Source organism: Enterocloster sp. (genome assembly GCF_057861365.1).
Genome location: NZ_DBMACH010000008.1, coordinates 16,745 through 43,298, shown reverse-complemented (window position 1 = coordinate 43,298; position 26,554 = coordinate 16,745). Strand labels below are relative to the sequence as shown.

Below are 26,554 nucleotides of genomic sequence, written 5' to 3'. Positions count from 1 at the left end.
CTCAAAGGGAGGCAGCGTCTGAAAGGGACGCTGCCGTTTATTTCTTGCGGATTAGTAGTTGCTGTAGCACTCATCAATGCCCTTAAGCAGTTCCTCGGCAGCCTCGGCAGATGTCGTGTTGCCTGCGGACAGCTTACCGAATACCTTGTAGTATACGCCGTCAGGGTTAGCCTTTAAGTCATTATGCTCGAAGTAGGGATCCAGAGGGAACTTGCTGTATGCAGTCACCTTGGAGTTTGCTTCCTTAACCATCTCATCGCCGATTCCCTTCTCATTGAGAATCTCAATTGCCTTCTTGGAGCAAGGGATACCTCTCTCAGTACCGGAGATTTCGATGCCTTCATCCTCATTTAACAGGAAGTTGATCAGCATGGCTGCTTCCTTCGGATGCTCAGAATTTGCTGCAACTGCAAATGCCATGGATACCTTGGTAAATCCGCCGTTGTGATCGCCGAACTTGATGAAGTCGCCGATTACCAGCTCCTGTCCAGGCTTATCTGTACTCTCTGCGATCGCCTGCTGGAACTTGCTTACAGAAGAATCCCACTCAAGGATACCTGCATACTTACCGTTGATCCACTTAGCGTTCTTGTCAAGAGAGTCTGCCATATCGCCCTGAAGTGTAGCCAGAGTAGGAATTACATGATTCTCTTCCAGCTTTGTGATGAAATCCATACCTTCCTGGATCTCTTCCTTTGTATACTGAACAGCTCCGTCCTCTACCCAGGCCTTGCCGTACTTGCTCTCTAAGTAGTATACCAGGAAGATCGCACGGTCGTACTCGCCCAGTGCCAGAGGATAATAATCGTCGCCGTATGCCTTAAATGCCTCTCCGGCTGCCAGTAAGGATGCCTCGTCTGTAGGAAGCTCGCATCCGATCTCATCAAATGTGGTCTTATTCCAGTAGAACAGACGGCCTGTCAGAGAAATCGGAACTGCCATCAGCTTTCCGTCTGCCTTACACTGATCCAGAACCTCCTGGTCAAACTGTGTCAGGTCGATCACATCGCTGTACTCGTCCAGATTTACGAAATTCTTACCGTTTCCGCTATAGGATGTGATCCAGTTCCAGTTGATCTGCATTACGTCAGCTGCATTGCCGCCCTGGATTGCCAGAGCCTGCTTCTCTTCCCAGCCGGTCCATGCGCCATACTCAGCCTCAACCTTGATGTTTGGATACTTTTCCATGAAAGCGGCGATTGCCTTTTCTGTTGCCTCATGACGGGCATCACCGCCCCACCATGAAAACTTTAAGGTAACTTCCTCATTGCTCGCTGCGCTGTCGCCGCCCTCAGCCTTACCTGCTGCAGTTGTATCTGTAGATGCGGACGTACCGCCGCAGGCTGCCAGAGATAATGCCATGGTAGATGCCAGAGCCAGAGATACTGCTTTTTTGAAATTTCTCTTCATTTTACTCTCTCCCTTTCTTTTCCCCTTCGCATACACATTTTGCAAAGGTTTGCAACATTGTTCTGAAAATTGTGCACATCCGCTAGGTAAGCGTTTACAAATTTGTATGCTTTTAAGCAAACGTGCTTATTTCTCATGGTAATTTCATAATATCATTAACCCTATCAGTTGTCAATTATGTATTATGTATATTTTTACACTTTCTTTTTATGCAATATGTCTAGTTTTCTTCTCTATTTTTTTGTGATAAGATGGTTTCAAGACAGAAAATGAAATTTTTAGTGGTAATGCAAGTATTTTTTACCAAATTAAGGGAAATTAGATCCAGACAGTCATGGCATTTATTACCCGTTTTTGGGCTGCAAACGTTTACATATCATTTTCTTTCATACTGTCTTTAAAAACCCTTATATATGTGTTACTATTTTTAAAGGATAAAGGAGAATTATATCATGATGAAGATTTTGGACCATTACATTGACCAGCTGTTAGACAAGAGTACGCCTCAGGCTCCGGTCTGGAACATCGAAAAGATCAAAAACGGCGGAGCTTCTACCTGGAACTACATTGACGGCTGTATGATCAAGGCCATTCTTGAATTGTACCATATTACCCGAAATGGAAAATACCTGGAATTTGCCGATGCCTTTATCGACTACTTTGTGCAGGAGGACGGCTCCATCACTTCCTATGATCCAAAGGAATATAATCTGGACAATGTAAATGCCGGCAAAACCCTTTTCGATCTCTATGAGCTTACCGGACGGGAGAAGTACCGCAAAGCCATCGACACAGTATACAGCCAGCTGAAAGGGCAGCCAAGAACCACAACAGGCAACTTCTGGCACAAGATGATCTATCCAAACCAGATCTGGCTGGATGGCCTGTATATGGCCCAGCCCTTCTATATGCAGTACGAAGTAACCTATAATAATGGTGCCAACTGCCGGGACTCCTTTGAGCAGTTCCTTCATGTATATGACCTCATGAAAGACACACGCAACGGCCTGTACTACCACGCATATGATGATTCCAGAGAATCCTTCTGGTGCGACCCCGTCACAGGCCTGTCAGACAATTTCTGGCTGCGCGCACTGGGCTGGTATGCCATGGCCCTGATCGATACCATGGAGGTAATGCCGGGATCCATGGCCCAGGAGAAGGAAAAGCTGGGCGCTATTTATAAGGAACTGATTGACGCCATGCTGCCCTATCAGGACAAGGAAACCGGTATGTGGTATCAGGTTGTAAACAGAGGCCGCATTAAGCCAAACTATCTGGAAACCTCCGGCTCCGCCATCTTCGCCTATGCAATCATGAAGAGCGTGCGTCTGGGCTATCTGGATGAAAGCTATTTTACCTTTGGAGAAAGGGCATTTACCGGCATCTGTGAAACATATCTCTCTGAAGAAAACGGAGAACTTCAGTTAGGCGGCATCTGCCTGGTTGCAGGACTTGGAAATAAAGAAATGCGTGAAGGCACCTTTGACTACTATATGAGAGAACCCATTGTAAAAAATGAGGCAAAAGGCGTAGCCCCTCTGATCCTTGCTTACATTGAAATCCTGCTCCGCGAAAAGGCAGGCACACAGGAGTAGATTTTATGCTGAAAGAAGAACGACAGGCACTGATCTTAAACAAGCTTCATACATCAGGAAAGGTTGTGGTAAGCCAGCTGGCAGCCGACCTTAAGGTTTCCGAGGATACAGTCCGCAGAGATCTGCTGGATCTAGATCAAAAAGGACTGCTAAAACGGGTGTTTGGAGGGGCAATCCCTCTGGAACGTCCGGTCATCGGTTTTTTCGACCGGGAAGAGGCAGACGTAGAGCTGAAGCAGAAGCTCGCCGAAAGAGCCCTGGGCTTTCTGGAGCCCGACCAGCTGGTAGCCATTGACGGCAGCAGCACCAATCTGCAGTTTGCTAAGAATATCCCTTCCGATATGAAACTTACGATTTTAACAAACAGCTACAGCATCGCCCATGTGTGTTCCATGAAGGAGCAGGTAAAGGTGATCGTTCTGGGCGGGGATCTGTTAAAGGATTCCATAACAACCGTAGGTGAAACGGCAGCTGCTCAGGCAGCCGCCTACCATCCGGATCTGTGTTTTATGGGCGTTTATGCCGTACACCCCGAATACGGCATGACGATTCCCTATCCTGAAGAGGTAAGTATCAAGAGCCAGCTGATCCGATCCTCCAGACGGGTCATCGCTCTGGTGGATCCCGTGAAGCTGAATACCGTATCACGATATCATGTGTGCGGGATTGAAGCCTTTACAGCCCTTATTACAGACGGATCTGTGGAAGGCGAGATGGCTTTGGGATACCGGAACCGGGGACTGGATTTTATATAAAAACGGCCTGCAAAGCCTCTCTTTGCTCTTTTTGCGTTTGTTTGCGTTAGTTTTTCTTTAATTCGTGCGTTAGTTTGCGTTTTTAATAATTTATGTATTCACATGATTTTATTTTTGCGCAAATTAACGCATTTTTTTGCGATATTATGCTTGACATTGTGCTGTATGGCGCTATAATAAATGTATAAACCAGTATGAAATACAGCAATTTGAGGAGGATTTTGTTTATGAGATTTTTCGTTGATACTGCTAATGTAGAAGACATCCGCAAGGCAAACGATATGGGGATCATCTGCGGAGTTACAACCAATCCGTCTCTGATCGCCAAAGAAGGCCGCGACTTTAAGGAAGTAATCTCTGAGATCACATCCATCGTAGACGGCCCTATCAGCGGCGAGGTAAAAGCTACAACCACAGACGCAGAAGGCATGATCGCAGAAGGCCGCGAGATCGCTGCCATCCATCCAAACATGGTTGTAAAAATCCCCATGACCGTAGAAGGCTTAAAGGCTGTAAAGGTGCTTTCCGCAGAAGGCGTTAAAACAAATGTTACTCTGGTATTTTCTGCTGCACAGGCACTGCTGGCCGCCAGAGCAGGAGCGACTTATGTATCTCCTTTCTTAGGCCGTCTGGATGATATCTCCATGCCGGGCATTGACCTGATCTACGATATCACGGAGATTTTCCAGATGCACAATATCGAAACAGAGATCATTGCAGCCAGCGTGCGCAATCCAATCCATGTGATCGACTGCGCCAAAGCCGGAGCAGATATCGCTACCGTTCCCTACAAGGTGCTGGAGCAGATGACAAAGCATCCCCTTACCGATCAGGGAATTGCAAAATTCCAGGCAGATTATAAGGCTGTGTTTGGCGAATAATGATATGAAAAATGCCAGCTCCGTTTTCGCTTGCGGGGCTGGCATTTTTCATATTAAAACAGTTTCTGTTACATGATCCGCACATGCTTCAAAGCGCCTGTCTTTGAAAACTCGGTCCATTCGCACACATTTACGGCATGGTCTCCGATGCGCTCCAGATATTTGGCGACCATCAATAGATCGATTCCCTGATCTGCCTGATCCGGCGATGTTTTCAGCAGGCTGATCACATCTGTCTTTACCTGATTAAACAGGCTGTCTACTCGATCATCCATACGGATGATTTTTTCAGTTTCTTCCAGATCCTGGGAAATAAAGGCCTCTACCGCATCGTGAACCATTTTCCTGGCTTCTTCCGCCATAAGAGGAAGATGCTTTACAATGTGATAAGCGTGTTCGCTTTTAATCCTCAAGATCAGCTCTGCTATATCGGAAGCATGATCTCCGATACGCTCCAGATCCGTAACCACCTTTAAAGCGGTGGAAATCTGGCGCAGGTCGCAGGCTACGGGCTGTTGGCGCAGGATCAGAGACAGGCAGCGGGATTCTATAGCCCGCTCCATATCATTAACCGTCCGATCCCCCTTGATGACATCTTCTGCAAGTGTATAATTCTGATCCTCAAAAGCCACAAAGGTCTGCTCAATGGCCTTTTCCACCATGAACGCCATTTCTCTTAAATCCTTATTCAACTCTTCCAACTCATGTTCATAAGTTATGCGAACTGTCATATCTTTTCCTTTCCGCCGCGGTTTTACTGTCTATCAGCCGAAACGTCCTGTAATATAGTCCTCTGTACGCTTATCCTTTGGCATGGTAAACAATTCGTTTGTAGAAGCATATTCTACCACCTCTCCTACAAGGAAAAAGGCTGTATAATCTGCAATACGGGCCGCCTGCTGCATATTATGAGTTACAATAGCCACTGTATATCTGCTCTTTAAATCATCCATCAGATCCTCGATCTTCAACGTGGAAATGGGATCCAGGGCAGATGTAGGCTCATCCATAAGAAGAACCTCCGGCTCTACCGCCAATGCCCTTGCAATGCACAGACGCTGCTGCTGGCCGCCGGACAGTCCCAGAGCAGATTTCTTTAAACGGTCTGAAACCTCATCCCAGAGAGCCGCCCCACGCAGGCTTCTCTCCACTATCTCGTCCAGTTGGGCCTTATTTTTAATCCCGTGGATCCTGGGGCCATAAGCAATATTGTCATAGATACTCATTGGAAATGGATTGGGCTGCTGAAAAACCATTCCCACCTTTTTGCGCAAAAGAGTCGTATCTACCTGGGGATCATAAATATTTTCATCATCCAGAAGAACCGTTCCTTCGATTTTTACATTGGGAACCAGATCGTTCATTCTGTTTAATGTTTTTAAAAAGGTCGATTTTCCGCAGCCGGAAGGCCCGATAAAGGCTGTAATCTTATTTTCATATAAATCCAGATTAATATTTTTTAAAGCATGATTTTCTCCATAGTACAGATTTAGATTCTGTGCGGAGATTTTTACCTTGTTTTCCACAGTTTTTCTCCTTTTGACTGCCTCCGGCGCTTATCGGGTTTCCACATTAAAGCGATGGGACAAATATTTTGCAAGACCGTTAATACCCAGAACGATTACCAGAAGTACCACAGCTACTCCAAATGCCTCATTATATTTTGCCTTCTGCATAAACAGATATAGCTGAATCGTCAGCGTTCCTCCGGACTCAAAAATCTTGCCAAGAATATTTTTGGGCAGATAGTAACCGCTTCCTGCAGTGAATAAAAGAGCCGCAGATTCTCCTACAATACGTCCGATAGCCAGGATCACGCCCGTAACAATACCCGGCATAGCACTGGGAAGAAGAATCGTACGGATCATGTACCATTTGGTAGCTCCGATCCCAAGAGCGCCATGACGGTAACTGTCCGGCACCGTCTTTAAAGCCTCCTGTGTCGTTCTCGTGATCAGGGGAAGGATCATCAATGTCAGCGTCAGGGAACCGGTAAGAATGGAATAACCCAGACCAATGGTATTTCCAAAAAATACCATTCCAAAAAGTCCAAAGATAATGGAGGGAATACCCGAAAGGGTTTCTGTCGTAAATTCGATCATCCGGACAATCTTCCCCGGCTTTGCATATTCATTCAAATAAACGGCAGAACCTACGCCGATGGGAGTAGCGATCAACAGTGTAATTACCACTATGTAGATCGTATTAATAATATTTCCCAGAATACCAAAGGTTCCCTTGACCGCACTGGAAGCAGTGCTTAAGAAAGACCAGGTCACATGAGGAATCCCTCTTACAAATGTATATCCCAGAATGCCCACAAGAATAAGCAGAGAAACAGCGGTACAGCCATAAATAAGACCTGTGAGCAGCATATCTGACGAACGGACATGCTTTCCGTAAATGCTTTCTCTGACTTCAGAATATTTATTAAGCCTGACGGCTGCTTCACCTGTCATTCTTCTTATCTCCCTTCTTAAGAATTCCTGTAAGGCTGATATTGATCAGCATAATAAATACAAAAAGTACAAGTCCAATAGTAAAAAGCACCTGCCTGTGGAGACCGGAAGCGTATCCCATTTCAGCCACAATAGCGGTTGTCAGGAAACGGACAGAATTAAAGGGCAGCGGAAGGTTCACCGAGCTTCCGGATACCAGACTGATGGCCATAGCTTCTCCAATGGCGCGGCCCGTTCCCAGTACAATAGCTGTGATAATACCTGACTTGGCCGCCGGAAGCACCACATGGAAAATTGTCTGGATCCTGGTAGCGCCCATTGCCAGAGAAGCGCTTCTGAAGTGCAGAGGCACAGCTCTCAGAGCAGACTCGCTGATGTTGATCACTGTAGGAAGAATCATCAGAGCCAGCACCAGCACTGCTGAAATCAGGTTTGCTCCTCCGGTAAACTGGTGATCTGTTCCCTTAAAAATGATCAGCTCCAGCTTATACATCAGCGGATTTAAAATCAGAATACCAAGAAGTCCATAAATAACAGACGGAATTCCAGCCAGAAGTTCTACTGCCGGGCGCACTACGGATGCAATCTTTTTCGGTGCGATTTCCGCCAGAAACACAGCGGTCATCACTCCAATAGGAACTCCGATCAGGATCGCAAGGAAGGTTCCCACAATAGAAGTCAGGATAACATATAAGATACCAAAGCTGGGATCTGCGGCATCCGGCTTCCACACAGAACCGAACAGGATATCTGTAAGACCCACCTGAAACAGGGCGGGAGTGCCGCTGATAATCATATACAGTGTAATGGATGCAACAGCCAGAACAGCGAAAAAGCCGCAGGCGGTGAAAATCACCTGTGCAGCTTTTTCTACGCCGGACTTGCTGCCATGATGGGAACGTATGGAACAGGTTTCCGTTGTCATTGCAGATCGTCTCCTTTCCAGCCCGGATTATTTCTCTACAGAAATCAGTCCTACAGACTTTACAAGTTCAGCGCCTTCCTCAGAATAAATGAAGTCAAACAGAGCCTTTACCAGATCATTCTGCTCAGAAATCTCACCCTTGGTAGCCATTACGAAGGGACGGCTTAAGAAGTAGGTTCCAGCCTTGATGTTTTCTTCTGTAGGCTCTGCGCCCTCCAGCTTTACTGCTTTTACCGTATCATCCAGTACGTCTAAGGACACATAGCCTACGGCTCCGGGAGTAGAAGCAACCTTTGCCATGACAGCTCCTGTGCTGTCCAGCTCATTTGCATATTTGCACTTATCTTCCAGCTCTAACAGTTCTTCAAAAGCGGTTCTGGTACCGGAACCGGACTCACGGCCTACGACTACGATCGGAGCGTCATTTCCGCCTACATCCTTCCAGTTGGTTACTGTTCCGTCATAAATGCCGGCCAGCTGATCCTTTGTCAGATCTTCTACCGTATTAGAAGGATCAACAACCACTGCAATACCGTCGATTGCTACTATATTCTCAGCGATTCCCTTTGCTTTTTCCTCGTCTTTTAAGTTCCTGGAAGCGTTTCCGATATCTGCTGTTCCATTTGCAGCTGCCTCAACGCCTGCACCGGATCCTACAAACTCTGCCGTCACAGTGACCTTAGGATATTTTTCCATGAATGTTTCACTGAGTGCATTTGCGAACTTCTCCATAGAAGTAGAACCTACCATGCTGATGGTTCCGCTTAAATCAGCAGCAGCCTCTGTTTTCTCCTCTTTCTTTGCTTCCGTGGTATCAGCAGCCTTGCTGTCTGCCACTGTTGTTGTCTGTGCCGCTGTTGTCTCTTTAGAAGAACTTCCGCAGCCTGCCAGCATACCTGCTGCCATCACTGCTGTACCAACTGCTGCCAGAATCATTTTGCTGTTCTTTTTCATAATATTCTTTCCTCCACGTTGCGCTCTGCGCTTTATTTTCATTGTGTTGTGTTCTTCGCTACATGGAGGAGTATACAAAAGTTTTACATTGAGAGAAAGCAAGGAAAGGTATAAGTTTTGTAAATTCTATGTAAACTAACGCGTTTTATGGAAAAATAACAAAAAAATACCGGCAAAAGCAGTCTTTGCTTTTCCGGTACTACAGTCTATTTTTTCGCGCCTGTGTTTTTTATAAAATCATGGCCGCATTTGGGACAGCGGATGCTGACCTTCCCATGATTTCTGGGAATACGTATCTTCTGTTTACAGCCTGGACAGCTGAAAATCTTATATCTGCGTCTCTCCTCCAGATGGAAGCGCCAGCCTTTTAAGCGCTCTGAAACCTGAAAATGCAGGCGGATATACGCATTATTTTCCTGACTGCGCCTGGTAATGTTCCGGGAAAAAATCCGAAAATAAAGAATTGCCAAAAGGATGATCAGCACACTGCGGATCAATGAGCCAAACCAGTAGGAACGTATAAAGAAGCTTACTGCTGCCAATATGACAATTACAATCGACAGAAATCTTCCCAGCTGGTCTGCGCCGTATCGGCCAATCATAAAACGCTGAAATTTTTCTTTTAGGTTTTGCATGGGGTGTGTCCTTTCTTGCACTGAAAATGATATTTCACAAAAATCCGTCAATCTGTTCCATTCTATTTTCCTTTTCTATCCGCTGGCAGATCTGTTCAAATTCATTTTCCGGTGGGGGAGGCAGGGGGATCGTACTTTTCATAGCCTCCTCAAACTCCCTTAAAACCTGTTCATCTGAAAAACCGCTTATTTCTCCCGGCTCTCTCTGCATATTATCATTCTGATCTGGTTTTTTGCTGTTAAATTTTTCCACGGGTCACCTCTGTTTGCCAAATCTCCTTAAGTTCCCTGATGCTTTAGGGTTGACTTTTTGCAGTTAACGCTTACTATAATACTATAGCACCTCTGTTTTCCGTGCTGTTACAGATACTCATTCAGGAGGTCAATTATGAAAAAAATCATTCTGACCGGCGGTGGCACTGCCGGCCATGTCACTCCAAACCTGGCCCTGCTCCCATCTCTTAAGGAAGCCGGGTATGAGATCCGTTATATCGGTTCTTATCAGGGAATAGAGCGAAAACTTATTGAAAATGCAGGCATTCCTTATGACGGAATCTCCTCCGGTAAGCTGCGCCGGTATTTTGACCTGAAAAATTTTTCAGATCCCTTCCGTGTGATCAAGGGCTATGCCGAGGCAAAACGCCTCTTAAAACGCTATAAGCCGGATGTTGTATTTTCAAAAGGCGGATTTGTAGCCGTTCCGGTTGTACTGGCCGCGAAACACTATAAAATCCCCACCATTATCCATGAATCTGATATGACGCCGGGACTGGCAAATAAAATCTGCATCCCCTCTGCCGCAAGGGTTTGCTGCAATTTTCCCGAAACCATGAAATATCTTCCCGCCGACAAGGCAGTTCTCACCGGCTCTCCCATCCGCGCAGAGCTTTTAAAGGGAGAACGGACTTCCGGACTGGCTTATGCGCACTTAAAAGAAGAGAAACCAGTCCTGCTGATCATAGGAGGCAGTCTTGGGTCTGTGGCTGTCAACACCGCTGTGCGCCGTATACTGCCCCGTCTTCTGCCCTCTTTCCAGATCATACATATCTGCGGTAAGGGCAATCTGGATGAATCTCTCATCGGCACCGAGGGATATGTGCAGTATGAGTATGTAGACGCTCCGTTAAAACACCTCTTTGCAGCGGCAGATATCGTTATTTCCAGAGCCGGAGCCAACTCCATCTGCGAGCTTTTAGCCCTCCGCAAGCCCAATCTGCTGATCCCGCTGTCCGCAGCTGCCAGCCGGGGCGATCAGATCTTAAATGCAAATTCCTTTGCAAAGCAGGGCTTCAGCAAGGTTTTAGAGGAGGAAGTCATCACAGATGATAGTCTCTGTGAAGCAGTAACTGAACTTTATGCCAATCGTTCCTCCTATATCAGCGCCATGGAAACAAGTAAATTAAACCATGCAGTGGAAACTATCATGACGCTGATCAATGAATGTTCCGAAGGAAAATAATCGCTTCTACGGCCACATTTCATTTCCGAGAAGGGTTTCCATATACTTTCTGATACGGCTCACTCTGGAGTAGCAGGCCTTTTCTGAAATATTCAGGATCTGGCATACCTCCTCTGTGGGCCTTCCCTGTATCAGTTTTAAATTTGCCACCTTCTGCCAGTTATCAGGCATATTCTCAATTGCATCCAGTATGGCGATACATCGCTCTTTACTGGCTACATACTCCGGAATACTCTGCTTTCTATTCTGTATCCTGAAGTCTTCCATTATAAAATCATCATTATCTACATCCTCACAGGTTCTGTTTTCAAGCCTTCTGCGGTAATCTACACAACGGCTTTTCACAATCCGGCCAAGAAGTATCCTCTTGCCCGTTTCTGTCTGCTCCAGAGAATAATCATACTGGGCATAGGAAACAAATGTATCCTGAACAATGTCGTCTATATAATCTACAGGAATATTATATCCATAGGCAAGTCTGCGGACGGTACCTTCATACTCCTGGTACATCTGCTCAAACCGCCTTCTGGCTTTTTCATCCATCTTCTTAATCATTCCTGCTTTCGAAAACTGCCTTTTATTTTTTCTGCCAGCTCTGTAAGATCATCTCCGGAAACAGCTCCGGGTGTCCAGCTGACTATATTGGGTCCCCCCTCATAGCGGGGGATCACATGCATATGAAAATGCATCACGGTCTGTCCGGCTGCCTCTCCATTATTCTGAACCAGGTTAAAACCTGCACAGCCTAATCCTTCTTTCATCGCTGCGCCGACCTTTGCTCCTATAGTAAGCACTTTCGCAGCTGTTTTCTCATCCAGTGCGCATACATCCGCAAAATGATTCTTGGGCAGAATCAGGGCATGGCCTCTGGTCGCCGGTCCCAGATCCAGAATAACCCGAAACATATCATCTTCATATACTGTTGCGGACGGTATCTCTCCGTTTGCAATTTTGCAGAAAATACACTTATCGTCTGTCATTTTGACATTCCTCCCTCCTGCGGCCCGAACCGCTTTTCATACCATACGATAAAAGCATATCCGGAATGATTATCCATTTTCAATGTCGTTTACAATCATTTCCAGATATGCTTAATATTAACATAACTTTAATCTCTTGTTAAGTGGGTTGCATTCCCAATATGGAAAATTCTCCCCATCCCCTGTAAAAATCGCCCAATTAAGGAAGAATTATGTAAATTTTTCACAGTACAAATTTACCGTCATTTGGATTGCCTCTGCTCTGGTTACAACTCGGTTCATATCCTGGCAGGTATCTTTGATCCATCCCAGTTTTTCTGCCTCCCGGATGCATTCCAGACTTCCAATCCTTCTCTGCTGTTTGGGGCGGAATGCCCTGACAGTAAAGCTTATGAGTTCTCCCAGTGTCAGCGGATCATCCGGACGGAAGCGATCATCCGGTGTAGTCTCTGGATCAATAAGGTTTTCATCCCAGGCCGCCTGAATCTGCTCCGCATCATACTCATAACGGCTTAAGTCACAATACTCACCCTGCCAGGGGCGTCTGAGCGTTGGTTTCACTGCTTTCAGGAACAGAAACACAAACTGCGCCCGTGGCATTTCCTCCAAGGGATGGAGATATCGCACGCAGGGGTCTAAAAGACCGCATTTCATCGCCTGCTTGAGCATTTCCACATCCTTTTTGGTCAGGCTGCGGCAGTCCTCATAGGGGAGCTCCGGCAGATCCATGCTCAGATTAGGCCGCTCCTCAATCTTGCTGCTTTCTGCCTGTCCCTGAGGACGAAGGGACAGATCCGGTTCCCAGCCACCAGAAACGGTATGGTTCATATGACTGCACGGCGGCTCAATTCTCAGCCTCCGTATTTCTTTTACCATCATATCGGCCAGAAGAGCTCCGCCGTAATCATTTACATGGGTGGTATCATTAAAATAATTCTGGCAGGTCTCCGACCCCATGGAACAGAATGCTTCAAAAGTCAGGCTGTGAAGGTCAATCACAGGAATGTTCATCTCCTACCCCACACGTCGGATACTGTCTGCATGAGCCTCCAGCAGATCATACCAGCCCTTTTCGTCCCGAACCGGAATCCGGCTCATAGGGGTAACAAGCACCGGTACAGCGCCCAGCCTCCTGGTTTCCATTACATAGCGGCGAACATTGGACGCAAACTGATCATAGGCCTTTAAATTCCTGCGCTTCTGGTCATTTTTCCGTAGCATTTTCAAAGCATTGATCTGTAAATCTGTACTCTGCCATCTCTTTTACCTGCGCTTTTTTATGATTATATTTCTATCATGCAGCTGCCGCAGGGCTCCAGATCCACTTCCTTTACGGCACCGCCCAGGATGATCTTCAAGTGCTGAGGCCGATCAGAATTATTGACTGCCACTGCCTTTCCTGAACAGGGGAAATAAGCTGCTTCACAATATATGTTATCTCCCAGCTGCGCTTTTGCCTCTTCCTTTCCCGCTGCCTTTAAGAGCAGTTCCAGAAGAAAACGGCTGTTTTCAACGCTGTATGTAAAATGTGACAGGTAAATGCCGCAGCCCTTTCCATAAGGGTGATAGGTCAGCTTAGGGCTATGTACCTCTTCTCCAATCGGGCTGTAGGCCACATCCTCCGCCAACACCTGTACATTAAAATCTGTAAGATAAATACCTTCCGTTCCTTTCAGGCTTCCTGCAATCGAATCAAGCTCTCTTTTGCTGAATACACTGTCATCTCCAAAGAATTTCTCTGCCTTTTTATAAGAAATCCGCCCATGACAGCACCGTTCGCCCGTATCCTGATCTACGCCCAGCACATCTGCCAGACGGAAATTCGTCATATATCCTTTTATCATAGAAGGCTGGCATACTCCCAAGATACATCCGCCCTCCTCTGCATAGCTTCTGAGTTTTTCCAGTACCCGGCTGTCGTTCCACTGCTCTCCGCCGCTCCATGCGCTTCCTGCAAAGCCTGCATTGATAATTACATCATAGTCAGAAAGCTCCTGCTCCCTTATATCCTCAAAATCAATGTAATCCACCTTTACCGGCCAGCCGGACAATGCCTCATTGATATGTATCAGATCATTCTGCCAGGTCTCATGGAAATGGCCGGAAAGTGTCCAGGAGCGTGTTTTTCCCCAGGCAGTCAGCACTCCCACATGAAGGCGCAGAAGCTGGGGCTCTCCCTCCTCATGAAGAGCCTTTATGGCTCTGAATTCATCTGCAGTCCGGCTGATATATTCCACAAAATCAGGATAATCCTCTAACAGATGCAGGTACCCTCCCAAACCGATCCGGTCAATTTTTGCCCGGAGCATGGCTCTTCTTGCCGCAATCCAGTATTTTTCAGCATCTCTTTTGGGATCTCCATTTCCGGAAAAGGTAGGCGCCCCTCCAAGTCCCACAGGGAACAGATAGGGATGAAGGCGAACCTCATGAACCGGAGCGTCCACACCTGCACACAGGCGGACCTCATAGCCTGAAAAGATACATTTGATGATACCGTCAAATCCAAATTCTGTAAATGTTGGGAAATAAGGCTCCAGTCCTACCCAGCTGTCATCATAAAACACATAGGCCTTTTTTCCATAGGAATGAACCAGATCTACCAGCTGCTTTCCAAAAGAAATCACAAAACGGTTGGTGAATTTCATATAATCCAGCTGCTTTTTGCCGGGAGCCATATGAGTCGCGTGAAGGCGTCCCTGATTGATAAAATCCTCAGAGGTCAGGCCATAGCCGTATTCCTTCTCAAACCCCTTCAAAGCCCTGGGGCTTACGGTGAAGTCATAGGAGCCCCAGTCTGTGAAATGGTTTCTATGGCGTTCATCCTCTCCCCAGATCCAAACGAAGTTGTAGAAAAGAGAGGTAAAACGTACCACCGTGGTATCTGGATTTTCCCCGCACCAGTTTTTCAGCCAGGAAAGCAGATATTCCTGCGTATCCGGGTAACGGGGATCAACGGGCATCAGATGCTCCTTATCCCAGTGATTTGTAACATGATTATACATATTGATCTCTTCCCAGATCCGATATGCCAGGAAATTCACCGTATAATCGTGATATGCCCTGATTCCTGCAACCGTCACAGTGCCCTGCGCCTCATCAAAGGTCCACTGCTCTCTGGGAACCTCTGCATTGTCCGTGCGGTCAAACACCTGCCAGAATTCCAGAGAATCCTCTGAACCATTTACAAGAAACTGCTCCTTAAAATAGCCGTCCAGAAGGCCGATTATTACTGTATCTGCTTTTGCAGTTTTGGGAGCAGACATGAGAAATGTCTGCTGCAGACGGTCCATATGGGCTCTGGCCCATTCATTGTGGTCCCGGATGATGCAGATCGTGGAATAGATCCCATAGCCTGCATTTACGATTTCATCTGAAAGCCTGGTTCCGTCTGAATCACGGATCACATCTGCCCCCCATTGATCTGCCAGCTCCAGTGTCAAAGCCTCGCAGCCTGCCTCTCCCGGAAGTGTAAAGCTGCCCTTTGTATGCGGATATTTTGTATGTTCCATTTTCTCTGCCTGCCCTTTGGCACTCTCCCTCCTACAGCGCTCCGTCGCCTGTAAATTTTTCATAATTAAGGACCGTACCGAAGAATGCCAGCGCCATTCCCTGGCCCCATCCCTGGATCCAGCGTTTGGAAATGCTCCGGTAGCCCTCTCTGTCCTTCATCACTGCTGTTCCGCCGGATACATTCATTACCTTTCCATCCTCAGAAATATTTTCCAAAATTCCTGTGATGGCTTTGTTAATATATTTAATATGAAGAGGATTTCCCTTTAACACCATAGCTGCTGCGATTCCGGAAGAGGCAGAAACCTCCTCATAGGACTCCGGATCATCCAGAATGGTTCTCCAGAGGCCATTTTCCGTCTGCAGCGTCTTTAAAACAGCCAGCTGTTCATTTAAACTTCCTACTATTTCCAGATACTTTGGATAGAGATAGCACTGAGGAAGGATATGAGCCACCTGAGACATGGTAAAAGCAGCCCAGCAGTTGGCTCTTCCCCAGTAAAATCCGCTCATGTGATCCTTTGCAATATTGTCATATCCATGATACCAGAGGCCGGTGCGCTCATTCTGCAGATACTGGATATGCCAGTACCACTGGTTTAAAGCATCCTCCACCAGTTCTGGACGTTCAAACATAACGCCTGCCCGCAGCATGAAAAATGCAGCCATAAACAGGGTATCTGCCCAGCACTGTTCCGGAAAATCATTATTTGCCGATACGGTGTGCTGAAGGACATGATCCCCAAAGCGCAGAGCATGGTTTGTGAGGTAATCCAGCTTATCGTCTATGATCTTTTTATAAATCTCATCACCCGTTTCCTTATAGAGCGTCAGAAGCACATGGCCCATGGCGCAGGTATTTACCGTAAAGTCCGGAAGCCCCAGGCTGATCAGCTCATCTACCCTCTCTTTTACCATATCAAGGTACTTCTTATTTCCTGTCGCTTCATAAGCCTCCGTTATGCCGTAATAAGCTACACCGCAGGGCCAGTCCCAGGTCATATCCATGTTCATGGTGCGCTCTGCCACTTTGTCTACAACCGCCTCAAGCTGAGCTTTATCATAGTTCAGTTTCATTTTCCTTTCCTTTCTGTACCGGGCAATTTTGTGTCTATACCTCGGTTTTTGTCCATTTTAATACGGTATTTTCTCTTTTTCTATCACTATATTGCTCTTTTATCATCCCTTTAGTCCAGATGTGCTGATTCCCTCTACCAGATATCTCTGGAAGAAAATAAAAATCAGAACGGAAGGAAGAATAGAAAGAGAGGCCATGGCAAACATGGCACCATAGTCGGAGGATGAGCCGGGATCGCAGAACAGTTTTAATGCCAAACTCACCGGATACTTGGCTGACTTATTTACATAAAGCAGTGCGGAAAGGAAATCATCCCATCTCCACATAAAGGAGAAAATCCCAGCTGTAACAAGAGCCGGTTTAATCAGAGGCAGGATGATCTTTGTAAAAATAGATACATAAGAACAGCCGTCAATCTTTGCGGCCTCATCCAGATCTCTTGGGATTCCTGAAATAAAGTTAGAAATCAGGTATACGAAAAAGCCCTGGATAGCAAAGAAATAAGGAACGATCAGCGGCATATAGCTGCCCACCCAGTTAAGTTTCTGATACCACAGATACTGAGGGATCATAAGAACCTGGGCCGGAAGCATCATGGATAAAAGCATGGCGGAAAACAGAAGCTTTTTCCCCTTAAACTTAAATCTGGCAAATCCGTAAGCAACGATGGCAGAAGAGATCACTGTTCCAATGGTAGCCACTACTGAAATAAACAGGGAATTTTTAAAAAATGTGGCGAATGTTACCTTCGCAAAGCCTTTCCAGCCATTTATATAATTTTCAAAGGTAAATGTTTCTGGAATCAGGCTTCCTGCTGTCTGAAAAATGGTATTGGTTGGTTTAAAGGAGCTCATTACCATCCAGATCAGAGGATAAATCATAACCAGGCCAACAGCAAATACCAGTATATGATAGATAACCGCTTTGACTGCTCTTTTCTCTTTCATTGCTTAACCCTCCTCATATACCCAGAATTTTTTGGTTGCAAACAGCAGCAGCGTAATAGCTCCGATAATAGCAAGCATTACCCAGGCTAAAGCAGCACCGTAGCCGGTATTGTAAAACTCAAAGGATTGCTGATACATATAAACGGTGTAAAACAGCGTGGAATTCATGGGCTTTCCCTGGGTGATAATGTAGCTCTGAGTAAATGCCAGAAATCCATTGATCATCTGCATCACCAGATTAAAGAAAATGGTAGGAGTAAGAAGAGGAAGGGTAATCCTGAAAAACTTCTGAATTCCATTGGCTCCATCTACCTCTGCCGCCTCATAAAGCTCCTTTGAAATCTGCTTTAACGCAGATAAAAAAATCAGCATGGAGGATCCAAACTGCCATACAGCCAAAAGAATCAAAACCCAGATGGCAGTTTTTGTATTTCCCAGCCATGCAAAGGTAGTTTCAATTCCTACAGCGCCCAGCAGACGGTTAACTACACCATCCGTAGCAAACATTCTCTTCCACAGAATCGCCACAGCTACGGAACCTCCGATAATAGATGGAAGGTAGTAGGCTGCACGATAAAAGCCGCTCATCTTTGAATTTTTTAACAGCAGCATTGCTACGATCAGCGCAAAGACCAGTCTTAAAGGCACAGATACCAGTGCAAAATAAAAGGTAACGCCGATTGCTTTATAAAAGGTCTCATCCTGAAACATCTTCACAAAATTATCCAGTCCTGTAAATACAGGCGGAGAAAGAATATCATATTTGCAGAATGAGTAGTAAAGGGATATTCCCATTGGTACGATCATAAACAGCAAAAATCCAATGGTAAATGGAAGGGTGAAAATAATACCTGCCGTACTTTCTTTGCTTAAGGCTTTTTTGAATGGATTCATCCTATTTCCTCCTCTAAAAACTTCTGCCTGCATACGTTTATAACCGCAGCAGGCAGAACCCTAAGAAACCTGTTTTATTTCTATTTCTGAAAATGAAATTTATTATTTGGAAGCCATAATCTCATTTCCTTTAGTAAACAGCTCCTGTGCTGCCTCCTCTGATGTCATCTGGCCATATGCCACCTTCTCCTCTAACTGCAGCAAAAGCTCTGTAACCTCGCTGGAGCCGTTTGGCATTGGAGGATCAATCTGTGAAGAAGCAGGTGATACAACCTCATTGATAAACTTAATACTTTCCTGAATCGCAGGATCAAGGCTTGGAGACAGTTCGGCAGCTACCTTCTCAGACAGCGGCACTCCGCGTTCTGCCAAAAGAATATTGTTTGCATCCATACTGTTGATCCAGTAGTCGATAATCTTTACTGCTTCCTCCGGATTTGCTGCATTGGCAGATACAGAGAAAAACTGAGCAGGCTTCAGGAAATCCGATTTAGCCGGATCAGCAGAAGGCCAGGTAGTAATGCCGATTTCAGGCATATCCTCCGGCTTGCAGTTCTCATATGCCCCAATCTGATTAGACCAGCAGAATACACACCAGGATCTGGAATCTTCACTTGCACCATATACGAAAGGATCCTGTTCTACAGAGCCTGGGGTAATCTCAGCGTAGATGCTCGGATCTACATGCCAGCCTTCCTTTACGCCATCCTCAAATACCTTAAAAATGGGTACAAATTCATCTGCGCTTTCCACATTTAATTTGCCTTCACCATACATAGAATGACCGTTTGCACGAATCATGTACTGGACGATTTCCTGCGTTACGCCGTATGCCATATTGGTACGGTAGCCTGTTTTTTCCTTAACAGTTTTGCAGACCTCAATAAACTCATCCAGAGTCATATTATCCTTGATCGTAACACCTGCTGCATCTGTTACTGCCTTGTTGTACAACAGGGCCGGTGCGTTAATGCCAATGGGTACGGCATAAAGCTTTCCGTCTACCTTACCGGAATTTAAAACATCTGCATTCGCATCATCCAGGTTCAGAGTACCATCTTCCACATAAGGAGTCAGGTCTAAAAGCAAGTTATTCTTTGCATACTGATCCAGATATGCATAATCCATCTGAACTACATCCGGAAGGGAATTTCCTGCAGATGCAGTTGCCAGTTTATTCCAGTAATCACCCCATTCAGAAAACTGTCCGTCCAGTGTAACTCCTGGATTCAGCTCTGTATATTTATCTAATGCTGCCTGCGTTCTTTCATTGCGGACCTGATTGCCCCACCATGCAACAGTCAGGCTCTTTTCACCACCATCCGCTGCTTCAGAACCGGCTGCTTCTGTCTTGGCTGCTCCATCAGCCGAAGCCTCTTCTTGCGCTCCTCCTGAACACCCAGTCAGACTCATTGCGGCCATCAGACCTGCCATCACCAGTGCAATGTTTCGTTTTTTCATAAGACATACCCTCCTGTTTTATTGTGCATCCGCTGTCTGCACCTTTAAGCTTCGTTTCAACTGCTGATTTTATTATACTCCTCCCTTTTCCGATTCCGTGATAGGTAAAACCAATATTCGTGTTCAAAAAACAGACCTGTTTTCTGTATTGATTGCATAACTTCTGATTTATATGTATACTAAATCCTGTTACAGAATTACACATCTTTTACAGGAAAGGCATCCCTTATGAGCTATGGTTCCCACGGTTTTATATCCTTTGCAGCCCGTTCAATCCGGTATCGATTAAACAATCTTCCTTTATTTCAGAAGATACTTTTTATTGTGTTAAATAATGTATTTCTCATTATGGTTCTCTCACTCTTTGGTCTACGCCTATACACAGGAGCCTACAATGAACTTCTTTATAAGACCACAGCCGGCAATCTGACCCACTCAGCCTATACGATTTCTGACAGCCTGAAAAGTATTGAAAACGTATCCTCTACCATCCTTGCTGCTCCAGAAATCCAAATTTCTCTCTCTGCTATTGCAGAGCTCAATGACCGGGCCGCCTGGACAAACGCCAACCGGGTCATCATCAATTCTCTTCAGACCTATCATTCCTCTGTAAAAGACAACGGCGCATCTTTTCTGATGATCCAAAATGAACATTTCCATAATTCTACTTATACCATGTGGAAAAGCAAGCTTTCCGAAGAGCGCCTTCAGGAGGCTATCGAGGTGGCTGAACAAAAAAAGGGCGCTGTGGTATGGATCCCCGCTGATCCCGGAAGCAATGCCCTCCTCATGAGCCGCGAAATCCGGAAGGTAGATAATCTTTCTCTGAAGCATCTGGGAACTCTGGTGGTTTATGTAGATTTAAATAATATTATCCGCAAGGCAAACGCTGCTGCGACTCAATACTCCGACAGCCAGTATATTCTTTGCAGCAAAGACCAGAAAATCTATGTGCCGGAAGAATTTTCTGATTCTCTTGCGGACAAGATCATTTCTTCCTCTTCAGAAAAATACCAAACGTTAAAACTGGATTCTCATACCTATTTTACAGTGCATAATACGATTCCCGGTTACGGACTGGAATACTACAGCCTGGTTTCCTATGATGAAATCATACATACCCTTCACACCTCTGCGGCATTTATTCTTTTTATCCTGTTTGCAGGCGTTGTCCTGATTGTTTTTATTTCCTATTGCCTGATCCGCTCTATTTTAAAACATTTTAAAATTCTGCTGAAAAAAATGGACAAATGCTCATGTACGGTAAGGAAGCAAGCAACCGAAAACAAGAGATAGACCGCCAGCACTACACTATTCCGAACCAAAGACCAAAAGATAAGCATTGTGGGAAAATCTAAACTTTTGGATTTTCCTACAATGCCGACTACGGCGGAATCCTTCCCACTCCTTATATCTTTATTTCCGTATACATTGAATTTGTATTTAGTAAATGCTATAATGTCCCTATTCAAATTATAAATGTGTTGAATTAGTTACATGTACATATTTTTTGTGCCGCATAAATACCCTGTTGAGGTTGTCGTTCTTTGTCCAGATGTGGAAACAATAAAAGGAAGGGAACGATACAGGGAGAAAACAGGCTATTCCGGCTTTACGGTTGAAACCTTATACGATACATTTATGCAGACAACACCACGGATCGGCTTTTGGCTGGACAATTCCAACCAAACACCACAGCAGACAGCAGAAACCATTCTGAACGCCAGAAAGTCGGTATGATTGTTACATATAAGGGGAAGAAAAATTTCTTTTAGGTACTTTCTTTCCTAAAACTAATGTGATATAATAGCATCATTCCAAAAAAGGAGTAAAAAATATGCGGCAAGGTATTCTTAAATAAAACTATAATCAAATAGTGGGAACAAAGGATTATGATAGTCCCTTTTGTGGGGGCTTGGTTTTTTGTACCCAATTTAAGAATACTTTTGCCTTATCAATTTTGACATATCCGAAAAACAGCAATCACAAACAGGTGTATGCTGTATATGTGTATGTCCGCAAATTATAATCCCCAGTGGTAAAAGTATTTTACTGCTGGGGATTTTTATGCCCTTTTGGGGCTGTAAAAGGAGGACAATCACATGAAAATAATCAATATTGGAATTCTCGCCCATGTAGACGCAGGAAAAACAACATTGACGGAAAGCCTGCTGTACACCAGTGGAGCGATTGCGGAACAAGGAAACGTGGATAAAGGAACTACAAGAACAGACACTATGATTTTGGAACGGCAGCGCGGAATTACCATTCAGACAGCGGTTACTTCTTTTTGCTGGAATGATTATAAAATCAATATCGTGGACACTCCCGGTCATATGGATTTTTTAACCGAAGCATACCGCTCTTTATCTGTCCTTGACGGAGCTGTTTTAGTCATTTCGGCAAAAGACGGCGTACAGGCACAAACCCGTATATTATTCCATGCGCTTCAGAAAATGGACATTCCGACAATTATCTTTATAAATAAGATAGACCAAAATGGGATCGACCTGCGGCGTGTTTACCAAAGCATTAAAGATAAACTTACCAGTGATATGATTGTCATGCAGGAGGTTTCCCTGTCGCCAAAGATAACCATGACCGATATTTCTGATTTGGACAAATGGGATATGATTATTTCCGGAAGCGATGAACTATTAGAACGATATGTTGCAGAGGATTCTTTGGATATACAGGAATTACAATATGAAAAGTGCAAAAGAACCAGATGCTGCTCTTTGTTTCCTGTTTATCATGGGAGTGCAAAAGACAATTTAGGAACAGAAAAACTGATTGAAGCGATTACAGAAACTTTCATTACAGAAACAGACGATATTCAGTCTGAATTATGTGGATATGTTTTTAAGGTTGAGTATACAGAGCGGAAAAAACGGCTTTCTTATTTACGCCTGTATCATGGGACGCTCCATTTACGGGATACCCTGCTGCTGTCAAAAAAGGAAAAAATAAAGATTACAGAAATGTGTATTCCGTCAAATGGTGAAATCGTCCCGGTTGACCATGCCTGTCCGGGAGAAATTGTTATTTTAGCTGATGATACTTTGAAACTGAACGACATTCTGGGAAATGAAAAACTCCTGCCTCACAAAACACGGATTGATAATCCCATGCCATTACTTCGGACAACGGTAGAGCCGCAAAAGCCGGAGCAAAGGGAAGCCCTGTTAAATGCCCTCACAGAGATTGCTGATACAGACCCTCTTTTGCATTTTGACATTGATACTGTTACACATGAGATTATATTATCTTTTTTGGGAAAAGTACAGTTAGAAGTTATTTGTTCGCTATTAGAAGAAAAATATCATGTGGGCGTGGCTATGAAAGAGCCTTCGGTTATTTATCTGGAAAGACCGCAAAAAAAAGCGAGCTACACGATTCATATTGAAGTGCCGCCGAATCCGTTTTGGGCATCTATTGGTTTGACTGTAACACCGCTTCCTGTTGGAAGCGGAACACAATATAAAAGCGAGGTATCTCTCGGCTATTTAAACCAAAGTTTTCAAAATGCCGTCATGGAGGGTGTGCGTTATGGAATGGAGCAGGGCTTATATGGCTGGGGAGTGACAGACTGCCAAATTTGTTTTGATTATGGAGTTTATTACAGCCCGGTCAGCACCCCCGCTGATTTTCGTTTTCTTGCGCCTGTCGTGTTGGAGCAGGCATTGAAAAAAGCAGGAACACAACTGTTGGAACCATACCTTTCCTTTACCCTTTTTGCACCGCAGGAATATCTTTCACGGGCTTATAATGACGCACCAAAGTATTGCGCAATCATTGAATCAACCAGACTTGAAAAAGATGAAGTTATTTTTAAGGGGGAAATCCCTGCCCGTTGTATTGGTGAATATAGAAATGATTTGAATTTTTATACAAATGGAAGAAGTGTCTGCATTACAGAATTAAAAGGGTATCAGGAAACTTCCGGCGAGCCTGTGTTTCAGCCACGCCGCCCGAACAGCCGTTTAGACAAGATCCGGCATATGTTTCAGAAGATAATGTAACATCTTGCGCAATGCAAACGTTCATTGCTGGCTATTGCGAAATATCATTGATAAAATCAGCATCAGAGAGGAGGAACCATTTTGAACCAGAAACAGACGGATATTACAACAGGAAAGCAAATACGTCATCTGCGAACACAATCGGGAATGACACAGGAAGAACTGGCTGGGAAATTGAATGTTACCCGGCAGGCGCTATCGAATTGGGAGAGAGATGTTAATGAACCCGATTTAAATACGTTGAAAAAAATTTGTTTTCTTTTTGGAGTCCACATGGACGATTTTGCGAAGGAGGTAATAACAAAAATGGAAACATGTGAAAAAAAGAGAAACGACAATTTAATAAGTATGATATGGCAATTGGACTTTTTTATGGTGTCGGGATATTTCTTGGCATTGGTATTTTCTTTGTTGGCGGTTTTATGACAATGTCGGGTGCAGGGTGGGGAGCATCACTATTTGGCGGTGGCTGTTTTTCTCTTGTATTTGGCTTGATATGCCATGCAGTTATTACATTGAGAAGAAATGACAAATGATGACATATCCTGCTTTCTAGTCTTTTCGGTCATATCGCGTAAAAAAGCCGCTGCTTTTGGCTTTCCAATAGCGGCGGCAAAGGGAAATATCCTTTGAATACCTTACAGAAGAAAAGTTTTGCAGCATTATAAAAATAAAAGCCTATACCATTTTGGAAAGAAAAGATACATAATAGTCAAGACGGCAACAATCAGAAGTTATGGAGGGTAACAATGGAATATAGTAAGGAAGATTTAATGGAAGCAAAAAGGCAAATTTTGGGAGTGGGAGAGAACATGGGAACAGAGGAAAGCAAAAAGATCTGGGAGAAAAACGCACAATTTTGGGATGATGCAATGGGTGACGAATCCAATGAATTTCACAGAGAGGTAGTACGTCCCAAAGTAACGGAACTTCTCTCTCCTGATCCTTCGGATTACATTTTGGATATTGCGTGCGGCAATGGAAATTATTCTTCGTATCTTGCACAGAGAGGCGCTTCGGTCGTCGCTTTTGATTACAGCAAAAAAATGATAGAATTGGCTAAAAGACGGCGATCACAATATGCAAAACAAATTGAGTTTTGCGTAGCGGATGCGACCAATAGAGAAAGCTTATTAGGATTAAAAAGAAATCGAGCCTTTACGAAAGCAGTTTCTAATATGGCAATTATGGATATTACGGATATTGAACCGCTTTTTATGGCTGTTTATGAACTATTGGAGGAAAACGGGATTTTTGTCTTTGCAACGCAGCACCCTTGTTTTATCACATTGACTGAAAAATATATGACACCGCACAGTTACTATGATATAGCGATCGAAGGGCAGCCGGAGGAGCAGATTTATTATCATCGTTCCATACAAGATATTTTTAACCTTTGTTTCAGAGCTGGATTTGTCATTGATGGATTTTATGAAGAATGTTTCAAAAACAATAAAGAAATTCCTATGGTAATGATAGTAAGGCTTAAAAAGGTAAAACGTGATAGCTTAAAATAAATTCAAGTTTGCCGGATAAATAGCAAACCCGGCCGAGCCAGTCAACGGTCAAGATGAACGGGCTTCGCCCGCCGTTGACAGCCCCGCCCGGTTTTGCAGTTAGGCAGTCAAGGAGCGACAGCCTAAAGTGCTGCCGCCCCTTACTATCATAAAAAGCAACTACTAACCAGCCACAGCCCTTTTGGGAGGAAAGGGGGATTTTCCATGACCTGTACAGAAGAATATCGGGAACATATCGAGTACACTTTCCATGCCTTTTGCAAAGTCGTTATCCGAAATGCAACGATCAACGCAGCGAGGACACGGAGCAGGAAGCACAAAAGAGAAATATCCCTTGAATACCTCACAGACGAAAAGCACTACCCTTTAGGCACGACAGATGAATATTTCCAAGCCCCGGAGCCGGACGAGGAATACATACTTACCCTTTGCGGCGATACGGTCATTTTCAGCAGCGGTTTACTTGCGGAAGCCCTGTCACGGCTGGACGAACGGGAGCGGGAAATGATTTACCTGTCCTTTTTCAAGCGTATTCCACAGCACGAAATTGGCAGACAGTACGGGCGCAGCCGCAGCACAGCGGGCTACCATATCCGAAAAGCCCTACGGCAGCTCCAAGCGGAAATGGAGGGAATGGCATATGAGAAATAATAGGCTTCTCCCCTATGAAACAATCGTCCAAGCCGCCAGCGGGGAGCCGGAAGCGGTGGGAACTGTATTGCAGTATTACCGCCGCCGCATACAATGTGCCGCCCGTGTGAATGGACGGGTAGACCAAGATACAGAGGACTACATCACCCAGACGCTTCTCACAGCTATTTTCAAGTTCCGCTTTGGGAGATAGCCCTACCGCCTACAACTGAATAACCGCCGCTTCGCCGGCAACCAGAAAGCAGTAAATCTATTCAACAGATTTGCTGCTTTTTTTCGTTCCTGTTTGGCATTTTTGAAAATCCCCAGTATGAAAAAACAAAAGGGAAAATAGCCGCCGCAGTTGGCAAAATCCCTTACTTATCCGTAGAGGGTATCAAAGAAAAAAATACTGCCATTGTCCGCCTATTCCGGCTTG

General features: G+C 44.9%; 26 protein-coding genes and 1 pseudogene. 10 read left to right on the top strand and 17 right to left on the bottom strand.

Annotated features, from left to right (window positions below; all coding sequences use genetic code 11):
* Positions 1-51: 51 nt before the first annotated feature.
* Positions 52-1,410 (bottom strand): ABC transporter substrate-binding protein, encoded by a 1,359-nt coding sequence (locus ACZM6M_RS10135; protein ID WP_337933780.1) that lies wholly within the window; start codon positions 1,408-1,410, stop codon positions 52-54.
* 455 nt (positions 1,411-1,865) lie between these two features.
* On the opposite strand from ACZM6M_RS10135, the gene ACZM6M_RS10130 reads away from it, so the two are divergent.
* From ACZM6M_RS10130 to fsa, 3 genes are all read left to right on the top strand, one after another.
* Positions 1,866-3,008: a glycoside hydrolase family 88/105 protein gene (locus ACZM6M_RS10130; RefSeq protein ID WP_337434213.1), complete on the top strand. Its 1,143-nt coding sequence runs from the start codon at positions 1,866-1,868 to the stop codon at positions 3,006-3,008.
* Positions 3,009-3,013: 5 nt separating this feature from the next.
* Complete coding sequence (locus ACZM6M_RS10125) at positions 3,014-3,763, top strand: DeoR/GlpR family DNA-binding transcription regulator (protein ID WP_337933778.1); 750 nt, start codon at positions 3,014-3,016, stop codon at positions 3,761-3,763.
* A 227-nt stretch (positions 3,764-3,990) separates the two neighbouring features.
* A complete protein-coding gene (gene fsa / locus ACZM6M_RS10120; RefSeq protein ID WP_066545026.1) occupies positions 3,991-4,644 on the top strand; it encodes a fructose-6-phosphate aldolase in 654 nt (217 codons plus the stop codon).
* Between the two features lie 68 nt (positions 4,645-4,712).
* Here fsa and phoU read toward each other — a convergent pair whose 3' ends face one another.
* The 7 genes from phoU to ACZM6M_RS10085 form a co-directional block, all read right to left on the bottom strand.
* On the bottom strand, positions 4,713-5,375 hold the full coding sequence (gene phoU, locus ACZM6M_RS10115; RefSeq protein ID WP_066545028.1) for a phosphate signaling complex protein PhoU: 663 nt from the start codon (positions 5,373-5,375) through the stop codon (positions 4,713-4,715).
* Positions 5,376-5,408: 33 nt separating this feature from the next.
* Positions 5,409-6,170 (bottom strand): phosphate ABC transporter ATP-binding protein PstB, encoded by a 762-nt coding sequence (pstB, locus tag ACZM6M_RS10110; protein WP_296036642.1) that lies wholly within the window; start codon positions 6,168-6,170, stop codon positions 5,409-5,411.
* Between the two features lie 30 nt (positions 6,171-6,200).
* Complete coding sequence (gene pstA, locus ACZM6M_RS10105) at positions 6,201-7,103, bottom strand: phosphate ABC transporter permease PstA (RefSeq protein WP_066545032.1); 903 nt, start codon at positions 7,101-7,103, stop codon at positions 6,201-6,203.
* Positions 7,093-8,028, bottom strand: coding sequence for a phosphate ABC transporter permease subunit PstC (pstC, locus tag ACZM6M_RS10100; RefSeq protein WP_337933772.1), 936 nt, complete (start codon positions 8,026-8,028; stop codon positions 7,093-7,095). Before pstC ends, pstA begins: the two co-directional genes overlap by 11 nt.
* A 27-nt stretch (positions 8,029-8,055) precedes the next feature.
* A complete protein-coding gene (locus ACZM6M_RS10095) occupies positions 8,056-8,982 on the bottom strand; it encodes a phosphate ABC transporter substrate-binding protein (RefSeq protein ID WP_418926911.1) in 927 nt (308 codons plus the stop codon).
* Positions 8,983-9,188: 206 nt separating this feature from the next.
* Positions 9,189-9,617 carry a zinc ribbon domain-containing protein gene (locus tag ACZM6M_RS10090; protein ID WP_337434200.1) on the bottom strand — a complete coding sequence of 143 codons (429 nt, stop codon included), beginning with the start codon at positions 9,615-9,617 and terminating at the stop codon, positions 9,189-9,191.
* Between the two features lie 34 nt (positions 9,618-9,651).
* Positions 9,652-9,870: a hypothetical protein gene (locus tag ACZM6M_RS10085; RefSeq protein ID WP_337434201.1), complete on the bottom strand. Its 219-nt coding sequence runs from the start codon at positions 9,868-9,870 to the stop codon at positions 9,652-9,654.
* Positions 9,871-10,005: 135 nt separating this feature from the next.
* Between ACZM6M_RS10085 and murG the strand changes: the two genes are divergently transcribed.
* Positions 10,006-11,076 carry an undecaprenyldiphospho-muramoylpentapeptide beta-N-acetylglucosaminyltransferase gene (murG, locus tag ACZM6M_RS10080; RefSeq protein WP_418763709.1) on the top strand — a complete coding sequence of 357 codons (1,071 nt, stop codon included), beginning with the start codon at positions 10,006-10,008 and terminating at the stop codon, positions 11,074-11,076.
* A gap of 6 nt (positions 11,077-11,082) precedes the next feature.
* Here murG and ACZM6M_RS10075 read toward each other — a convergent pair whose 3' ends face one another.
* The 9 genes from ACZM6M_RS10075 to ACZM6M_RS10035 form a co-directional block, all read right to left on the bottom strand.
* A complete protein-coding gene (locus ACZM6M_RS10075; protein WP_337434203.1) occupies positions 11,083-11,631 on the bottom strand; it encodes an RNA polymerase sigma factor in 549 nt (182 codons plus the stop codon).
* A complete protein-coding gene (locus ACZM6M_RS10070) occupies positions 11,628-12,056 on the bottom strand; it encodes an HIT family protein (RefSeq protein WP_418493922.1) in 429 nt (142 codons plus the stop codon). The genes ACZM6M_RS10075 and ACZM6M_RS10070 overlap by 4 nt, the downstream gene beginning before the upstream one ends.
* A gap of 210 nt (positions 12,057-12,266) precedes the next feature.
* A complete protein-coding gene (locus tag ACZM6M_RS10065) occupies positions 12,267-13,055 on the bottom strand; it encodes a hypothetical protein (RefSeq protein WP_489490329.1) in 789 nt (262 codons plus the stop codon).
* A gap of 15 nt (positions 13,056-13,070) precedes the next feature.
* Complete coding sequence (locus ACZM6M_RS10060; protein WP_489490328.1) at positions 13,071-13,283, bottom strand: hypothetical protein; 213 nt, start codon at positions 13,281-13,283, stop codon at positions 13,071-13,073.
* 56 nt (positions 13,284-13,339) lie between these two features.
* Complete coding sequence (gnpA, locus tag ACZM6M_RS10055) at positions 13,340-15,565, bottom strand: 1,3-beta-galactosyl-N-acetylhexosamine phosphorylase (RefSeq protein WP_489490326.1); 2,226 nt, start codon at positions 15,563-15,565, stop codon at positions 13,340-13,342.
* Between the two features lie 31 nt (positions 15,566-15,596).
* A complete protein-coding gene (locus ACZM6M_RS10050) occupies positions 15,597-16,643 on the bottom strand; it encodes a glycoside hydrolase family 88/105 protein (RefSeq protein WP_489490324.1) in 1,047 nt (348 codons plus the stop codon).
* A 102-nt stretch (positions 16,644-16,745) separates the two neighbouring features.
* Complete coding sequence (locus tag ACZM6M_RS10045) at positions 16,746-17,591, bottom strand: carbohydrate ABC transporter permease (protein WP_066545055.1); 846 nt, start codon at positions 17,589-17,591, stop codon at positions 16,746-16,748.
* Between the two features lie 3 nt (positions 17,592-17,594).
* On the bottom strand, positions 17,595-18,485 hold the full coding sequence (locus ACZM6M_RS10040) for a carbohydrate ABC transporter permease (protein ID WP_066545056.1): 891 nt from the start codon (positions 18,483-18,485) through the stop codon (positions 17,595-17,597).
* Between the two features lie 102 nt (positions 18,486-18,587).
* A complete protein-coding gene (locus ACZM6M_RS10035) occupies positions 18,588-19,946 on the bottom strand; it encodes an ABC transporter substrate-binding protein (RefSeq protein ID WP_066545058.1) in 1,359 nt (452 codons plus the stop codon).
* Between the two features lie 228 nt (positions 19,947-20,174).
* Between ACZM6M_RS10035 and ACZM6M_RS10030 the strand changes: the two genes are divergently transcribed.
* The 6 genes and pseudogenes from ACZM6M_RS10030 (at position 20,175) to ACZM6M_RS10005 (ending at position 26,329) form a co-directional block, all read left to right on the top strand.
* Positions 20,175-21,242, top strand: a complete 1,068-nt coding sequence (locus ACZM6M_RS10030) for a hypothetical protein (RefSeq protein WP_489490321.1) — start codon at positions 20,175-20,177, stop codon at positions 21,240-21,242.
* 806 nt (positions 21,243-22,048) lie between these two features.
* Entirely contained in the window at positions 22,049-23,968 is a 1,920-nt protein-coding gene (gene tet(32) / locus ACZM6M_RS10025; RefSeq protein WP_002602099.1) for a tetracycline resistance ribosomal protection protein Tet(32), read from the top strand.
* Positions 23,969-24,049: 81 nt separating this feature from the next.
* A pseudogene (locus ACZM6M_RS10020) lies at positions 24,050-24,504 on the top strand (helix-turn-helix domain-containing protein).
* 213 nt (positions 24,505-24,717) lie between these two features.
* A complete protein-coding gene (locus tag ACZM6M_RS10015; RefSeq protein ID WP_002602097.1) occupies positions 24,718-25,485 on the top strand; it encodes a class I SAM-dependent methyltransferase in 768 nt (255 codons plus the stop codon).
* A 204-nt stretch (positions 25,486-25,689) separates the two neighbouring features.
* Positions 25,690-26,136 (top strand): RNA polymerase sigma factor, encoded by a 447-nt coding sequence (locus ACZM6M_RS10010; protein ID WP_002602096.1) that lies wholly within the window; start codon positions 25,690-25,692, stop codon positions 26,134-26,136.
* Positions 26,126-26,329: a helix-turn-helix domain-containing protein gene (locus tag ACZM6M_RS10005; protein WP_002602095.1), complete on the top strand. Its 204-nt coding sequence runs from the start codon at positions 26,126-26,128 to the stop codon at positions 26,327-26,329. The genes ACZM6M_RS10010 and ACZM6M_RS10005 overlap by 11 nt, the downstream gene beginning before the upstream one ends.
* The last annotated feature ends 225 nt before the right edge of the window (positions 26,330-26,554 follow it).

Coding starts and splice junctions, on each gene's coding strand:
- ACZM6M_RS10030 (WP_489490321.1), top strand. CDS start 20,175: ATGAGCTATGGTTCCCACGGTTTTATATCCTTTGCAGCCCGTTCAATC.
- ACZM6M_RS10095 (WP_418926911.1), bottom strand. CDS start 8,982: ATGAAAAAGAACAGCAAAATGATTCTGGCAGCAGTTGGTACAGCAGTG.
- ACZM6M_RS10130 (WP_337434213.1), top strand. CDS start 1,866: ATGAAGATTTTGGACCATTACATTGACCAGCTGTTAGACAAGAGTACG.
- ACZM6M_RS10005 (WP_002602095.1), top strand. CDS start 26,126: ATGAGAAATAATAGGCTTCTCCCCTATGAAACAATCGTCCAAGCCGCC.
- ACZM6M_RS10010 (WP_002602096.1), top strand. CDS start 25,690: ATGACCTGTACAGAAGAATATCGGGAACATATCGAGTACACTTTCCAT.
- ACZM6M_RS10075 (WP_337434203.1), bottom strand. CDS start 11,631: ATGATTAAGAAGATGGATGAAAAAGCCAGAAGGCGGTTTGAGCAGATG.
- ACZM6M_RS10040 (WP_066545056.1), bottom strand. CDS start 18,485: ATGAATCCATTCAAAAAAGCCTTAAGCAAAGAAAGTACGGCAGGTATT.
- pstC (WP_337933772.1), bottom strand. CDS start 8,028: ATGACAACGGAAACCTGTTCCATACGTTCCCATCATGGCAGCAAGTCC.
- phoU (WP_066545028.1), bottom strand. CDS start 5,375: ATGACAGTTCGCATAACTTATGAACATGAGTTGGAAGAGTTGAATAAG.
- ACZM6M_RS10090 (WP_337434200.1), bottom strand. CDS start 9,617: ATGCAAAACCTAAAAGAAAAATTTCAGCGTTTTATGATTGGCCGATAC.
- fsa (WP_066545026.1), top strand. CDS start 3,991: ATGAGATTTTTCGTTGATACTGCTAATGTAGAAGACATCCGCAAGGCA.
- ACZM6M_RS10070 (WP_418493922.1), bottom strand. CDS start 12,056: ATGACAGACGATAAGTGTATTTTCTGCAAAATTGCAAACGGAGAGATA.
- ACZM6M_RS10035 (WP_066545058.1), bottom strand. CDS start 19,946: ATGAAAAAACGAAACATTGCACTGGTGATGGCAGGTCTGATGGCCGCA.
- ACZM6M_RS10135 (WP_337933780.1), bottom strand. CDS start 1,410: ATGAAGAGAAATTTCAAAAAAGCAGTATCTCTGGCTCTGGCATCTACC.
- gnpA (WP_489490326.1), bottom strand. CDS start 15,565: ATGGAACATACAAAATATCCGCATACAAAGGGCAGCTTTACACTTCCG.
- pstA (WP_066545032.1), bottom strand. CDS start 7,103: ATGACAGGTGAAGCAGCCGTCAGGCTTAATAAATATTCTGAAGTCAGA.
- ACZM6M_RS10045 (WP_066545055.1), bottom strand. CDS start 17,591: ATGAAAGAGAAAAGAGCAGTCAAAGCGGTTATCTATCATATACTGGTA.
- ACZM6M_RS10050 (WP_489490324.1), bottom strand. CDS start 16,643: ATGAAACTGAACTATGATAAAGCTCAGCTTGAGGCGGTTGTAGACAAA.
- murG (WP_418763709.1), top strand. CDS start 10,006: ATGAAAAAAATCATTCTGACCGGCGGTGGCACTGCCGGCCATGTCACT.
- ACZM6M_RS10015 (WP_002602097.1), top strand. CDS start 24,718: ATGGAATATAGTAAGGAAGATTTAATGGAAGCAAAAAGGCAAATTTTG.
- ACZM6M_RS10125 (WP_337933778.1), top strand. CDS start 3,014: ATGCTGAAAGAAGAACGACAGGCACTGATCTTAAACAAGCTTCATACA.